This is a genomic window from Halocatena salina (genome assembly GCF_023115355.1).
Taxonomy (GTDB): Archaea; Halobacteriota; Halobacteria; order Halobacteriales; family Haloarculaceae; genus Halocatena; species Halocatena salina.
Genome location: NZ_CP096022.1, coordinates 55,171 through 69,738 on the forward strand (window position 1 = coordinate 55,171; position 14,568 = coordinate 69,738).

Here is a 14,568-nt window from a genome sequence, read left to right on the forward strand (position 1 = left end):
TGTCGTCAGTCGAGCGTGAGATCTGGAAGCTGTTCGTCGATGTACTCGACATCGACATCGAGCCAGTCCGGGACACGGAGGTGTTCGCCGAGTTCATCGACGTCCTCGTCGAGCGTCATGCCCGGTCCGGTCGTTGCGAACTCGAAGACCGATCCGCCGGGCTCCGTGAAGTACATCGACCAGAAGTAATCGCGGTCCTTCCGAGAGGTTGTGATCAGACCGGCATCCCTGAATCGGTCACTCCACTCTTTCTGTTCCTCTTTTTCGCCAGCGTCGAACGCGACGTGAAGGAACGTTCCGGTTCCCATGACGCCTTGGGGTGCGTTCGGTCGGATCAGAACGTCGATAAAATCGGCCCCTGTCCGAGCGCCGGGCGCTTCGAATCGAACGCGGTCACCCGTTTGTGGGTAGTCCTGTCGACCAATCCGTTCCCAGCCCATCGTCTTCAGTGCACGAAACGTCCCGGCGGGATCGTTCGAATGGACGGTGGCGCTATGAAGGCCCCGCACGCCGTGTTCGGTCGGTACGTCACCGCCGTCCCACGGGTTGATCTCCGACGTTCCGGTCACGAGTTCGAACGGCGTTCCGTCGGGATCGGTAAACTCGATAGCGGTCTCATCGAACCGTTCAGTAGTTACGTGCTCGATACCGTGCTCCTCGAATCGATCTTCCCAGTAGTCGACGGATCCATCGGGAATGATCAGGCCACACCCGCTGATCTGCCCTTTGCCGACTTCTCCGTTCGGCATCCCCCTGATCGGGAAGAACGTGACGATCGAACCGGCAGTACCGACCCCGTCCCCATAGTAGAGGTGATAAATCTCCTCGGGAACGTCGAACCGAACGGTCCGTTTGATAAATCGCAGACCAAGCACGTTCCGAAAGAAGTCCAAGTTCTCCTGAGGATCGCTAGCGAACGCGGTTACGTGATGCAGTCCGTTGATATCTCCCATGGTATCACCACTATTGACCAGATGGTCAATATATAAAAAACCATGGGCGATTTTGTTTCAGAACGGGAAATCGGTTTGGAGCACACGGCTAGTCATACGTTCGATCGGTTTACCGGAGCCATCGTCTATAGCCGGACGATAGCTGTCCCAGACGCACTCCGATGGTGAACGACGACACCCATAAGCGAGCGATAATGCGAGTGCTGTCTTTACCGTCTGGTCAACGTAAGGGTGGGTGAAACGCCGTCGCTAAGGGTTAAAAACGTCAGGGGATTCGACGGGCGTGCACCGGCAGTATCCGTTCGTAACGATGCTAATTCGTCTCTCGGTTTGACTTCATCAAGGTGACGACGGACTCGGGATCGACGAGCGATGAGAGAACGAACGCATCAATTGCGTGTCGCATCTGTTCGGGAGCTTCATCTTGCCCAAGTGAAATTTTCCGTTCGCGGGCAACATGGATGCTGTCAGTGATAAGCTGGGCCATCTCCTCTGCGTCTACAGCGCGAAATATTCCGTCCTCGATCCCGCGCTCGATGACTTGTGTGATGCTTCCTCGGATCCGATCGTAATGCCTGTTGAATATCTCTTGGTGGCGTTCGTTGTGCTGTGCCTGCGAGAACAAGTCGTGATAGACGCGCATCCGTTCCCAATGACCGAATTCCTCGTCGAACCCGGGACCGAAAAGACACTGATCGATCCGCCGGTCGAGTTCCGACCATGGATCGGTCTCTTCGGTAACTTCGACGCTCCCTTCGTACTGATCGACGATGTACTCCAACAACGCTGAGATGAGATCGTGTTTACCCTCGTAGTGATAGTGGATGAGCGACCGACTCACGTCTAGTTCCTGTCCGATGTCGCGCATCCGAAGCTCAGAGTAGCCGTGTTTGCTGAGGGCGCGGAACGTGGCCTCCATGATCGCTACGCGGGTTTCCGCAGAAGAATCCGAACTATCCGAGGCGGTCATACCCTACAGATCGGTTGCGTACCTGTTATACTGGCGGATGGCGTCGTAAGAACCGGGTCAGCTGAGGGCGAGATCGATTTGCATGGATACAGCGGCGCTTCGGTTCTTTCGTATCCGCAAGCAACGCGGTCCCTCCCTTTCCCAACCAGCCGAGAACTGCGTCGATGAACTGTACTGGTGGATGTCTTCCTCCTTATCGTCGAACGGGATGACCGGAGGTCTCAGCTGCGACTCCACAGACGAATCACCGTTTCGTACGGAGATGTCGGTAGCACTCGGCGAGACGGTTCACCGAAATCACCCTGACTGGCTGTCCGTATGACCCAGTAGACCTGGATATTTTCATATGTATTTGTATTTTCCGTAGTACAGCTTGTATTTTTCATGCCTGTCGGACACGTAGCTGACATCGACCCGACGTTGCGAGACACGGTAGTTACTGTCGGCGATCTCTACGACGATGATCGAGTTTTTGCCGGTGTGGTATCAATGTTTGCTTTCGACCTTCTATGTTTTTCATATGCTGAATGTACGGACTTTTCAGACCAGTCGACGGAGGGAAACACGTGACTGACGGTGTCGCCGTCCACAAGCGATGATCGCCGACCGACGAGGTGATCTTCTGTATGTCGTTAAAATTATGTTATTCGGCATGTCTAATTACATTTGTGCAGAATGGCCAACGGTCCGGTTCACTGTGGAGACCGCTTCATTAATAATCCGGAGGCAGAAGTCATCCCATGGGCCATGAGAAAGTCGACGCTAAATCGAATAACCGAATCAAGTCCGTGGAGAACGCGTTCAACATTGTTGAATCCATTCAGCGACTCGAACGCTGCGGCGTCTCGGCTCTCGCGGACTACCACGATATCCCGAAAAGTACAGCTCATGTCTACCTCAAGACGCTCCAAGACCTCGGATATGTAATCAACGAAGACGGAGAGTATCGTCTCAGTTTGCGGTTTCTCGAGCTTGGAGGATCCGTTCGGCATAACAAGAGCATCTACTCAGTCGCACGCTCTGAGATCGATAGCGTGGCCCGGGCTACCGGTGAGGTTGGGACTATCGGATACGAAGAAAACGGGATGAGAGTGCTCGTTTATCGGTCGGAACCGGTCGAAGGCGTCTCGGACAATGCACCGACGGGCGAGTTCACTCGGATGCATTGGACCGCAGTCGGGAAGGTCCTCTTATCACAACACCCGAACGTTGAGATCCGGGACATCATCGATCGGCACGGGTTACCCGCGGCAACTGAAAACACGGTTACGGATGTCGATGAACTCACCACGGAGATCGACGCGATACGCTCGCAGGGCTATTCGATCGAGGATGAAGAACGGGTCCCCGGTGTCAAATCCGTCGCTGTCCCGATCACAGACGACGAAAACAGGGCGGGAAATTCCGCTATTTCCATCGCTGGACCGAAACACCGCTTCAGCGACGAACGGATCGAAGACGAACTACTGCCCGCCCTCCAGAACACGGCGAACGTGATCGAACTCCAATACAAGCATTACTAGTCCCGTGCACGCAATGAATCCGTCCGCATCGGCACGTGTCTCCTGACAGCGTTGATCTATCGCGGGTCCGGTGGTCGTGATTTCGACCACATGCTTAATGTCGGTTCCCCACAACCATTCTGTATGAGTTTCCTCGATGAGGAGTATCTCCTCGGCTCGGAACCAGCACGACAGCTGTACGACGAGATTCGGGATCTCCCGATTCTCGACCCACACAGTCACCTCGACGTGCAAGCGGTCGCACGAAACGAAGGATGGGACGACATCTGGGAGGTAGAAGGTGCGACCGACCACTACGTCTGGCAGTTGATGCGAAAGCGCGGTGTTCCCGAGTACAAGATCACCGGCTCGGCCGCCAATCGGGAGAAGTGGATGGCTCTCGCAGAGGTTTTCCCCCAGCTTGCAGGTAATCCCACCTACGAATGGATCCACCTCGATCTCAAACGACGGTTCGGTATCGAAAAACACATCTCTGGTGACACAGCCGAGGAAATATGGACGGAAACGAAAGAGGCCCTCGATTCGCCCGAAATGCGACAACAGGCTCTCCTTGGGGAGATGAACGTCGAGGTCGTCTCTAGCACCGACGATCCTACTTCGAAGCTCGAATACCACCGACAGCTCGCGGACGATCTCGAGGACATCACCGTCCGGCCGACGTGGCGACCCGATACCGCGATGAAGATCGACGAAGCGGGCTGGTGTGAGTACGTCGAAACGTTCGGACGGGCAACCGACACCGACACCTCTGATCTCGAAGGCTTTCTCACAGCCATAGCAGTCAGCCACGAATATTTCGACGCCCACGGCTGTCGGGCGAGCGATCACGGTCTACGTGAGGTCGTTTCGAAACCCGTTAGCGACCGCAGAGCGGCCGATATCTACCAACGAGCCTACGCCGGCGAAACGATTATGCCCGATGACGTGACCGATTTTCAGGCGTATATCCTCGAACGGATCGGCGAACTGAACCGCGATACCGGTTGGGTGACGCAGTTCCACATCGGTCCAGTTCGGGACTACCGCGACTCGCTGTACGACAACCTCGGTTCGGACGCTGGTGGCGACGTTTCTACACAACACATCGAACTCACGGAGTCTCTCGAATATTTCCTCAACCGCTTCGACGAGGAACTTCAGACCGTTCTCTACACGATCGATCCAACACACTACCCGACCGTTGCAACGATCTCTCGTGCGTTTCCCAACGTCAGTGTTGGCGCGGCGTGGTGGTTCAACGACAGTCCCACCGGAATGCACAGACAACTGGAGTACGTCGGTACTGTCGATCTGCTAGCGAACTACGGTGGGATGGTCAGTGACTCCCGCAAACTACTGTCGTTCGGTTCCCGATTCGAGATGTTCCGGCGTTCTCTTGCCGACACTGTCGGATCGATGGTCGAACAGGGACAAGTCCCCCACGATGTTGCCAAGGATCTGGTTCGTACTGTCGCATACGACCGTCCCGAGACGCTCTGGCGGTTCTGAGCACTGTCCGAACCGATTTGATTCTCTGCTTTACGGACGGTCGTCGATCAACAGATATCGGTTCTGTTCCGTGAGGAAGACCCCAGGGTGCGATCGCATTGACGCGGATGTCCGACGAATAATTCTGCGCCATATGAACCGCAAGCCACTCTGTCACGTTCGGCACGGCAGCCTTCGCGCCCGAATGCGCTGAGATTTTGGTCGACGGCGTGAACGCGTTCATCGACGAAACGTTCGGAATAACGCCGTCTCGAAACCGTCTTTCGGAAGATCGAAAAAGGCGGTCTCTGTATCTGTCGTTGCTTCGGGACTGTCAGACGATCGATGTCCGAGCGAGGATGACGACAGTCCCGCCGTTCATATCGATCGCTTTCACCATTCCTGACCTGCCTCGAGACTGCCTGAACCGCCCGTTATAACACACGCTTCCATCGATTTCGAATTCGTTAGGTACGTCCATCGTGACAGCTGTAGTGAAACTGTCGTGCACACAACAGTGTGAAGCTTTTGCGATTCTGGATGTACGTCCCTCGAAACACGTCGACTCAGGCTGTCGTCGTTTGTTCGAGTAGCCCTCGCATGTAACCGATCGCGAAGAGACGTCCCTTGGTGTGATAGCCGGGATTGGAGTTGTCTTCACCCGCCATCGTCGGGACGTGGTCGGGACGCATCGGTCCCTCATACCCGATCTCCTCGTACGCGCGCATCGCAGCGAGCATGTCAGTCGGCCCATCGTCGTGCCAGGTCTCGACGAAACGGTTGGCATCGCCTTTGACATCCCGGAAGTGAACGAAATTGATCCGATCGCCGAAGTGACGGATCGTTTCCGGTATATCGACACCCATCGCCGCGAAGTTACCTTGACAGAACGTAACGCCATTGTATTCACTATCGACGATGTCGAGGATGCGATCGTAGGCGTCGACGCTTCGGGCGAGTCGGGGGATTCCCCGGACCGAATCGAGTGGCGGATCCGCGGGATGGAGACCGAGTTTTACATCGGCTTCTTCTGCGACCGGCACGACCTCGTGCAAGAAATATTCGAGCGCGTTCCAGAGCTGTTCGTGGGTCATATCCACACCCTCAGTCTCTGATCTGCTGGACATTTTCCTGTCGTCGAATCCAGTTACGTACGATCCGCCGCGAGATTCGACGTGCGCCTCAGTTCGCGCCCAGCGGATTCCCGCCATCCAGTCGTAACAGACGACTGGGATTCCGACTGTCCCACAATCGCGTAGAAATCGCTTGAACCGTTCGATGTCCTCGTCCCGTCCGTCTCGTCCGAACCGAATTCTGTCTGTAAGTGGGACGGATCCCTCGATCACGGACACATCTATGCCGACCTCTTCGAACCAATTCACGATGCCGTTGAGTTCGTCGTACGTCCAGTCAGTTTGATCGTCACCGATTTCGAGCGGGTGGATGACTGCATCAGTCACGCCCATCTGCTTTGCGAGCTGCCAGCGTGAATCCGGCTCCGGCGGTAGGATCAACGATAATCGTACCATGTAGTCCCGCGTAGGTCGATTCGATTAAAATAATTTCTGTTTTTCCTCCTTGATCGCGCGGCTGGTTGTTCCGAAAACACCAGCACCGGATCGGTACGATGGTTTCGTTCAATGATGATGGATAGACAATCCGGATCACTGGCGGACGGTGATCCGAACGTAGACGATAGAAATGCGGTACGAGACTTGATACGCGTGATCCACTCGAACGTCCATTATCGTTGAATTCTGAACACGAAAACGCCGAACGACGACCTGAACCCTTTTCGCACTTCTGCTGTGTGGGCCGTACTGGTCACGAATACCATTACAAACGTACTGGTGTAAATGAATTCCGGAGGAAAAACAGCTGTTCCGACTCTACGGACACTCGGTTACAGGCACGTTCGAATGCTCGACAAAGAATTTTTCTTACTGTACATATATTTCGAATAATTATAATATTTTTGATATATTTTGCTTAAGCACTTCCTCTACCCTTGCTGGATGACAGTGCGAATGATATATGTTTGAAATATGTCTTGAAACGATAGAAGGAATTCCGACGAACGAAGTATGGAAACAGCACACAGCTCCTACTTCAACAGGTATGTACGGATTTCTGTTCTTCGAATAACCAACACACTAGATCAGCCAAGGGTATCATTGTATTATCATTATTGCTTGGAAAAGATCTTTTGTCACCATTCATTAAATGATGGCAAGTTATGATATATGTCATATAAAAGGGAGTGAATCACCTACCCAAGAATTAAAATGCCTGATAGGAACGCTTTTTCCTTCCAGCCCAATGACGAAGACAGTCAACTATGAGATGTGATAGTTGTTCTTCGTGCACAGTGGTAACCCACAGCTCAGGTACGTACTGTTGTTCGGATCGGGTGGGATCTACGTACAGCTCTTCGAGGATACATCGATCCGTGTTGTGCCCATCAGTGAACGTTCCCCGCGAGATAACGGCCGAACTCCGACCGGTCGCGTACTTTTACTTCTATCTGTTCCTCCCATCGATGAGTCTAAAGCGAGCAAGCGCGCGTTCGATTACGCACTCAGCTTTCTAGTCGTCAGTATCCGACTCCTCACGGTGATCAATCCGTTTGATGTCGATCCGCTCGCGCCTGAGCTTCAATCCCTGTGTGGGTGGGGCTGGAACACCGAGCTACTCTCAAAGTGGTACGAAGAAGCCGAACGCGCTGCCAATCACGATATCACCATTCACAGCGAGATTCGTACGGTTCCCCTACCAAGCAAATCGTTAAATGTACAGAGGACCACGTCATCCTCGGACGACACAACAAGGACCCACTTTCTTGCGTGCTTCTCGGCAGGGTTTCTGAAACGGTGGTTCGCCGAGCATCAGTGGTCGTCACCGTCGTTTCCTGATCAGCGTTCGACGGTCGGAGTGTCGGGTTTGTTCCCGTATTTTTCGTTGAATTCTCCGATGAGTTGACCCATCTGTGCGTACCAATCGTTGAGCATCCGCTGCATCTCGTGGGCGATCTCGTCGGCGTCTCGGGGGAGATAAACGTGATAGTACCCGCCCTGTTCGTAGTTGACCTGTTCTTTCCGGATAAATCCTGCTTGGATCAACCGCTGAACGGACCGGTAGGCGGTCGATCGCTCTCGATCGATCTCGTCGGCGATATCGTCGACGGTGAGTGGTTCATTCGTGTCGTTTAGGTGTCGAAACACGTTTCTGTCGATCTCTTTGAGATCGTGGAAACACTCCAGTAAACCCTCACACTCCATGTCCTGCTGAAGCATTTCACTCATCGAGTCGGCCATTCGTTGTCGGACATACGCACTGGTCTCTCAAAAGAATTTGCATAATCGTCACAATACTGCACGATCTATGACGAACCGGCATCCGGTGCAGTCCTATCGAAGTGGTGTACTAGTGTGCACGACTGCTGTTCTCACCATGAGCGTCGTTTGAGTAGGGATACGGACTCCGTGTCGTACGTGGCGAAGTCGCCCTTGATTCGTTTCGTCGCTCCGGCATCGACCCCGGTTACCAACTGTGCTCCGCTCGTGATGGCTCGGTGACGGAGTGCTAACAGCACCAGTCCGTACGTAATGAGCGCACGATCGTCCCGATAATATTTCTGCTATCAGCAGTTCCACACGGAGAACGTGCTGTTTCTCCCAAAGCCGTCGGTGAACCGTTTTCCTGCATCGTAATGTATCTCAGCGGACAAAATACCTAATAACAGTGGTGTAGTATTGTATAGTACGCCCTATATTATGAACGAGAGAATACGAAGGTCCTCCGATGTACGCGGGGATCGGACAAGCGATGCTAAGCGGACGTTCGAAGAGGAACGCCACGGGAAGCCACCGGTTTCTGGTGACGAGACCGTCGCTGGAACGGGTGGCAGTAACGACGGGAAGAGTGCGGTCGATTCGGAGATACTGCTATCAATCACTGATGTCTCCGAATTAGCTCAGGTTACCGCCGATGTGCGCGATCGACTCGATCGCATGGTAGGAGTGTTGGCGCAAGCCGACACAGAGATCAGGATTCGACTACACCCAGACGCATAATATCAATGACGAGACCATCAGCTAAGGAGATCGATCCGGCGGACACGGAACACAGAGAACTGGGTAAAGGGCTTTTAGAGGAGGATATGGGACCTAGTTCGGCGACAGCTCATCTCTACCGCGGTGAGATCCATCGTATGACGTTCTGGCGGGAACGCCTTGATCGGACGACGAACTGGGCCGTGGTCGTGATCTCGGCGATACTCACGTGGGCGTTCTCACGACCGCAAGCCCCCCATTATATCCTTCTAATCGGTATCGCAACGCTCGCTGTTTTTTTGGCGATCGAAGCCCGTCGCTATCGGGGATACGACATCTGGCGAAGCAGGGTCAGAAAGCTTCAAGAAAACGTCTTCGCGTACGGACTAGACCCCTCTGCTGGGATGCCCGATCCCAACTGGCGTGAAAAGCTGAGCCAGGATTACCGAACCCCGACGATCAAGATCACCCCAGAGGAAGCCATTGCTCACCGTCTTCGACGGATCTATCTACCGCTGTTCACCGTATTGCTCGCGGCGTGGGTCGTTCGTATTACCGTCTTCTCTCCCGAGTCGTGGGCGGTCAGCGCAGCGATCGGAGGGATTCCCGGTGAGGCTGTCATAGTATTGGTAGTGCTGTTTTATGTCGGTACCGCTATTGTCGCTCTTCGCCCTCGGACGTGGCATGCGAAGGGTGAACTTCGTTCTAAAAACCTGCGTAAATGATGTAGCTGAGCGTCATCATTCCTTTCCGATCAGTCGATCGACGAGGGACTTCGTCCGTGGCCGTTCGGCAAGTAACACCGAACACTCGACATCGTCGACGACGTCTAACACCAAGCTACCTCGGACCAGCCGTGAGAGGAGTCCACGTTCAGTCGCACCGATGATCATCATCGTGCTGTCAGCAGCTTCCCGCTCGATAGCGGTTTCGACATCACCGCTTTCGACTTGTAACGTTGCATCAGTGAGGTCGTGAGTAGCTGCCCATTCTTCGAGGAACGTGATGCCCTCTTCTTCCGAGTCAGCGACGTGAAGTAGAGTGATCTCCGAATCGTATTCCGACTGTAACAGTTTCGCGATCTCCGCGGAGAGATCCGAATCCGGTCCACCGGCTGTCGGTACGAGGATCTCTTCGGGATCGAATCCACGATCTTTGAGAACCAGAAAGTCACAGGGCAACTCGTTGGTCAACTCATCGAACGCTCCCTCGACTCGATCCGATAGGCTGTGGGTTTCCTCTTCCCAGCCCAAGACGACGAGCGCGGCTTGGTGGGATTCGGCTGTATCGAAAATCCCCTCGAACGGTCGGTGAGAATAAATCGTATGGGTTTCGACGTCGACACCGAACGTTTCGGCGTCGTGTTTTGCCGCTTCGAGGATCGTCTCGTGATCCGCTTCGAGTTCGTCGACGTGATCGGCAGCGTATTCGAGTGCGGTCTGGTCGGGAGTCGGAACGATATGGACTGCATCAACGGTTCCACCCCGCTGTTTGGCGATCGCGCTCCCAAGGGTAATGAGATCCTGTTCCGTCTGCGGGTTCGCCAACGGGACCATTACTCGGAACGTGCCACCATCTGGCTGCACCGTACTCGCAGCTGAAACTGCTGCGGACGGCATCGTCTCTGATCGGTTGAGGATGTATTGGCTCAAGATCCCCGTTTTTTCGGCTATGCCACGCGCATAGAGGAGGTACCAAACGAGCCCACCAACGACAAACACTAAGGAGAGAGCGATTTCGATCGGTTTCATGAACGCGATCAATCCGAACGACGTGATGGCGCCCACGATCGGCACTATCGGATACAGTGGCACCTTGAAATCGGGCTGGTATCCCTCGACATCGGCCTGTCGCATCACGATGAGCGCGATGTTGAGCAGCCCATAGACGATGAGGTGAAGGACGCTACCGGCTTTTGCAAGCGTCTTCACGTCTCCCACCACGATAAACACCAGGATGAGCGCCCCTGTGACCGCGATGCTTCGATACGGTGTAGCGAAGGTAGGATGAATGGCGTTGAGTTTATCAGAGATGAGTTTGTCTCGACCCATGGCGAAGTTGATCCGCGACGAGGCGAGAATACTCGCGTTCGCACTCGAAGCGGTCGCTAACAATCCTGCGAACGTCAGTAGTCCGACGCCGATTCCTGCAATACCGAGCGTTCCGAAGGCGATTTCGCCGACGTCTAAAACGGGCGTCGTGGTGAACGATGGGCCCAACTGCTGCCAGTTGATCACGCCCATTAGCACCACCATGATGATACCGTACATCACCGTCACGATTACCACGCTTCCGACGATGGCCAACGGAAGGTTCCGGCCCGGATTTTTTAGCTCCTCGGCAACGGTCGTGATCTTCGCAAATCCCAGAAACGAAACGAACACGAGCCCCGTTGCGGGGAACACAGCTGTAGCGCCCCCCGTTTCTTCCGGGAAGAACGGACGAAGCGTCGAGAGATCGGTCTGGAACAGACCGAGAATCGAAAAGAGGGTGAGGATACCGACGAGGATCGTAACGATGACGATCTGGATGCTACCGGTCTCTTTTGCGCCGATGTAGTTGACACTGATGAACGCAATCCCCGCAAGGAGCGCACCGATCTGAAACTCTGACAGCGCTATGGGACCGAGCATTACCGTCGGAATCGGAAGGAACGATGCGAGATATTCCCCGAAACCGAGCGTATAAAACGCCGAGGCGAAGGCCAAACCCATCCAGTTGCCCCAGCCAGCAACGGAACCGAACAGCGGACCCAAGGCGTGATTCACGTAGTAGTAGCTGCCACCGGCCTTCGGCATCGCAGTTCCTAGCTCGGAAGCTGAAAGCGCGGTGAACAACGAAATGACCCCGCCGATGACGAATGAGAGCGCGACAGCTGGTCCGGCTGCTGCTGCCGCTTCCCCTGGTAGCACGAAGATACCTGCACCGATCATCGTTCCGACACCGATCGTCAACACTGAGAGCAGTCCGAGATCCTTTGCAAGCTCCTCATCACTTTCTGTCATTCCTTGTTCACCTCGTTCGGGAGTGCGATGACCGGACGTTTCGCCTCGGTAATCAGCCGAAGCGAGCGATCACCGGCAAGGAGCTGACGGATTCGGGAACCACCGCGGGGATGAAAGACGATCGCACTCGCATCGATATCCGTTGCCACCTCGATGATCCCTGTGACCACGTTGCGGCGATAGATTGTCTCCGTCTCAACCGTGGGAAACGTCTCCCGAAAGGCAGCGAACGATTCGGTGGCGATCTGTTCGGACTGTTCGACAGGTGTTTTATCCGGAACACCTTCACCTTTCTCAACCACGTACACGACGGTAATAGTGCCGACATCGTATGGTTCGAGAGCGGCCGCCGTTACCGTGGCATCTTCTTGATCGGCGACTGGAACGACGATCGAATCGGTGAATGAGTGACTCATTTGCTTATCTTCGTCTCTGTCGATTGTCTCTCCATAGAACACCGTCTCAACACACGAATACTGAACCATTCCCATGTCATTTAGTGACGGTCTCCAGATCAGATCCCTGAAAGACATCGAACACGGTTTCATCGCCGTGTTGTTGTGTAAGTATAGTGACAATATCATCTGACTGAACGACGGTGTCACCATGGGGTGTGAGCTCCCGGTCGTCTCGCTCGATACTGATGATGAGTGTGTTCTCATCGAGGATGTTGCGGTTGCTCGCTTCTTCGAGAGTATGCCCTGTGATGGGTGCCTCGGACCGAACGGTTAGTTGCATGATGTTAGCCTGTCCGGTGAGACTGATGAAGTCGTTCGGTTCGTGCGTTCGTTGATCGTCGTCCGGACCGAACGATGTATAGGGACTGAAAAACTCGTCTTCGACTAGATCTTCGTCTTCGATCTCGATACCGAGTTGTGAAAGGGTCCGCGAGACGCGTTGGAGGTCTTTAGTGTGTTCGCCAACCGCTACGATGTGGAGATTCCTACGGCCGGTCATCAGCGTTCGGACGTTGATGACCTCTGGTATCGTGCGAGCCTTCTGTGCAAGTGCTTCGCGTTCTGGAACGGGAACGTTACACAAATAGAGGTTCATGAGTTTTCCGCCTGTCCGTTCGAAATCGATGTGTGCAGTGTATCCTTGAATAATGCCTCGCTCTTCGAGATTCTGAATTCGGTTCCGAATTGTCGCCCCAGAGACATTAACCGTCTCAGCGATCGAGGTTGCGGTCGTTTCGCGTCCGTCTTTCATGAGGGTATACAGGATACAGCGATCGATATCGTCGATTCGGTAGTCCGTTTCTGGATATGACATGGTCGGCATGTATTTTGATTATACAAATAAAATAGAGTCTAATTCACTTAATGCTTTCTATAAGGGCCACAAATTTCGGTAATGAAAGTCACACCGGATTCTGTCTGTTTCTGGAACACGACTACTTTTCCTGTCTAGATGTTGTAAATGGGATCGTGGCCGCAGTACGCTGTATAACCGTCGCGATACGGATGATATACGAAAAGAGCAGGGCGAGCGGCATGATACCGACCGTGACTGCGAGGGGGAACGCGAGAGAATACAGCACAGAACCAGTAACCGCTGGCGTACTCGTTAAGACAACGAGAAACACGATTGCTACTGTTTCGGCAGGAAGACCTGCATAAAGTAGTAGCCGCGAGACTGAAGAGAGCTCCTCTTGGAGGTAGATGGTCTTGAAATACTGACGGGCGATATCGATCTCCTGTAGCCGATCGATTAGTTGATCGAGCGCGTCTGTCGTCGTCTCTGAAAGACGGCCTTCGTAGTGTGAACGAATCTGTCGGGCATGATTAATCTGTCTCGCATAGTTCGTCGTCAGCGTCGTCGATAGAACGTTGAACGTATTCATTTCCGGTTGATCTAGATGCTCTTGTATCTCATCGATGTGATCGGTCAGCTCGGTTACTAGCTCATCGATATCGTTTGCGACAGATTTCGAGTGCTCATCGGCATCATCACCTATCAGCTGTGCTTTATCACGGGTGTTTTCGAACAGCAGTCGTAAAAACCCAAGTGGTTGTACTGGGGCGATCTGATCAGCAGCTTCTTCGACTTCTGACCGATACTCGATGATGCTTTGAAGCTGCGATTGGAGCTCACCGGGGGTCTCGAATCCTCGAGAGAGTAACAGCTGATTGATCGAAACGACGACCGTAATGAGCGTTATATTTCCGGTGATGATTGAGCTGAAAATGTAATACAAGGGCTGTGTGTTTTGAAATGGAGTTTCCAGCACGTATTCTATCCCTGCGATAGGAATGAAAACCGTAACTCCGACCGCGACAGCGATGATGAATCGATTTCCATCGAGTAGAATCCACTCCCTCCATCTCCGTTTCTGTTCGGAAAATTTAAGTGATGAAGGGATCGTTGGTATCGGGAGTACGTCTTCTTCATCGCTCATTGTACGTGTATCCCACCACTCCTCATAGCATGTCTTTACTCATATTATGTGTGGAACGGTTTATTCGAACGGGTAGTCTAATCACAACAACAGTGGTATCGGTGGTCATCCTTTAAGTGATTCTGGCGATAAGGTGAAGATATAGACGAGGTTCCGATCGTCGCGGAGGCAACTGTTTTGTGCGAGTATTATATAGTAAA

The 14,568-nt window shown here is 53.5% G+C and carries 15 protein-coding genes and 1 pseudogene; 6 read left to right on the top strand and 10 right to left on the bottom strand.

Annotation, left to right across the window (positions count from 1 at the left end):
- Positions 1 to 5: 5 nt before the first annotated feature.
- Positions 6 to 953, bottom strand: coding sequence for a VOC family protein (locus MW046_RS17345; protein ID WP_247995779.1), 948 nt, complete (start codon positions 951 to 953; stop codon positions 6 to 8).
- Positions 954 to 1,266: 313 nt separating this feature from the next.
- Positions 1,267 to 1,923: a TetR/AcrR family transcriptional regulator gene (locus tag MW046_RS17350; protein WP_247995780.1), complete on the bottom strand. Its 657-nt coding sequence runs from the start codon at positions 1,921 to 1,923 to the stop codon at positions 1,267 to 1,269.
- 82 nt (positions 1,924 to 2,005) lie between these two features.
- Here MW046_RS17350 and MW046_RS17355 point away from each other — a divergent pair, with 82 nt between their 5' ends.
- The 3 genes from MW046_RS17355 (at position 2,006) to uxaC (ending at position 4,934) form a co-directional block, all read left to right on the top strand.
- Positions 2,006 to 2,245, top strand: coding sequence for a hypothetical protein (locus MW046_RS17355; RefSeq protein ID WP_247995781.1), 240 nt, complete (start codon positions 2,006 to 2,008; stop codon positions 2,243 to 2,245).
- A 418-nt stretch (positions 2,246 to 2,663) separates the two neighbouring features.
- Positions 2,664 to 3,446, top strand: coding sequence for an IclR family transcriptional regulator (locus MW046_RS17360; protein ID WP_247995782.1), 783 nt, complete (start codon positions 2,664 to 2,666; stop codon positions 3,444 to 3,446).
- 123 nt (positions 3,447 to 3,569) lie between these two features.
- Complete coding sequence (gene uxaC / locus MW046_RS17365; protein WP_247995783.1) at positions 3,570 to 4,934, top strand: glucuronate isomerase; 1,365 nt, start codon at positions 3,570 to 3,572, stop codon at positions 4,932 to 4,934.
- Between the two features lie 145 nt (positions 4,935 to 5,079).
- On the opposite strand, the pseudogene MW046_RS19785 reads toward uxaC, so the two are convergent.
- The 3 genes and pseudogenes from MW046_RS19785 to MW046_RS17380 form a co-directional block, all read right to left on the bottom strand.
- Positions 5,080 to 5,157, bottom strand: a pseudogene (locus MW046_RS19785) (hypothetical protein); the annotation flags it as partial.
- A gap of 90 nt (positions 5,158 to 5,247) precedes the next feature.
- A complete protein-coding gene (locus MW046_RS17375; RefSeq protein WP_247995784.1) occupies positions 5,248 to 5,394 on the bottom strand; it encodes a hypothetical protein in 147 nt (48 codons plus the stop codon).
- A gap of 85 nt (positions 5,395 to 5,479) precedes the next feature.
- Positions 5,480 to 6,442, bottom strand: coding sequence for a mannonate dehydratase (locus MW046_RS17380; protein WP_247995785.1), 963 nt, complete (start codon positions 6,440 to 6,442; stop codon positions 5,480 to 5,482).
- 1,170 nt (positions 6,443 to 7,612) lie between these two features.
- On the opposite strand from MW046_RS17380, the gene MW046_RS19510 reads away from it, so the two are divergent.
- On the top strand, positions 7,613 to 7,825 hold the full coding sequence (locus MW046_RS19510; protein ID WP_282190254.1) for a universal stress protein: 213 nt from the start codon (positions 7,613 to 7,615) through the stop codon (positions 7,823 to 7,825).
- On the opposite strand, the gene MW046_RS17390 is transcribed toward MW046_RS19510, so the two are convergent.
- A complete protein-coding gene (locus MW046_RS17390; RefSeq protein ID WP_247995786.1) occupies positions 7,826 to 8,227 on the bottom strand; it encodes a helix-turn-helix domain-containing protein in 402 nt (133 codons plus the stop codon).
- A 459-nt stretch (positions 8,228 to 8,686) separates the two neighbouring features.
- On the opposite strand from MW046_RS17390, the gene MW046_RS17395 reads away from it, so the two are divergent.
- Both MW046_RS17395 and MW046_RS17400 read left to right on the top strand, forming a co-directional pair.
- A complete protein-coding gene (locus MW046_RS17395) occupies positions 8,687 to 8,986 on the top strand; it encodes a hypothetical protein (protein WP_247995787.1) in 300 nt (99 codons plus the stop codon).
- Between the two features lie 5 nt (positions 8,987 to 8,991).
- On the top strand, positions 8,992 to 9,690 hold the full coding sequence (locus MW046_RS17400) for a DUF2270 domain-containing protein (protein ID WP_247995788.1): 699 nt from the start codon (positions 8,992 to 8,994) through the stop codon (positions 9,688 to 9,690).
- 15 nt (positions 9,691 to 9,705) lie between these two features.
- On the opposite strand, the gene MW046_RS17405 is transcribed toward MW046_RS17400, so the two are convergent.
- From MW046_RS17405 to MW046_RS17420, 4 genes are all read right to left on the bottom strand, one after another.
- Positions 9,706 to 11,970, bottom strand: a complete 2,265-nt coding sequence (locus MW046_RS17405; RefSeq protein WP_247995789.1) for an amino acid permease — start codon at positions 11,968 to 11,970, stop codon at positions 9,706 to 9,708.
- Complete coding sequence (locus tag MW046_RS17410) at positions 11,967 to 12,386, bottom strand: universal stress protein (RefSeq protein WP_247995790.1); 420 nt, start codon at positions 12,384 to 12,386, stop codon at positions 11,967 to 11,969. The genes MW046_RS17405 and MW046_RS17410 overlap by 4 nt, the downstream gene beginning before the upstream one ends.
- A 76-nt stretch (positions 12,387 to 12,462) precedes the next feature.
- Entirely contained in the window at positions 12,463 to 13,242 is a 780-nt protein-coding gene (locus tag MW046_RS17415; RefSeq protein WP_247995791.1) for a winged helix-turn-helix transcriptional regulator, read from the bottom strand.
- A 121-nt stretch (positions 13,243 to 13,363) separates the two neighbouring features.
- On the bottom strand, positions 13,364 to 14,368 hold the full coding sequence (locus MW046_RS17420; RefSeq protein WP_247995792.1) for a DUF7972 family membrane protein: 1,005 nt from the start codon (positions 14,366 to 14,368) through the stop codon (positions 13,364 to 13,366).
- Positions 14,369 to 14,568: the final 200 nt, after the last annotated feature.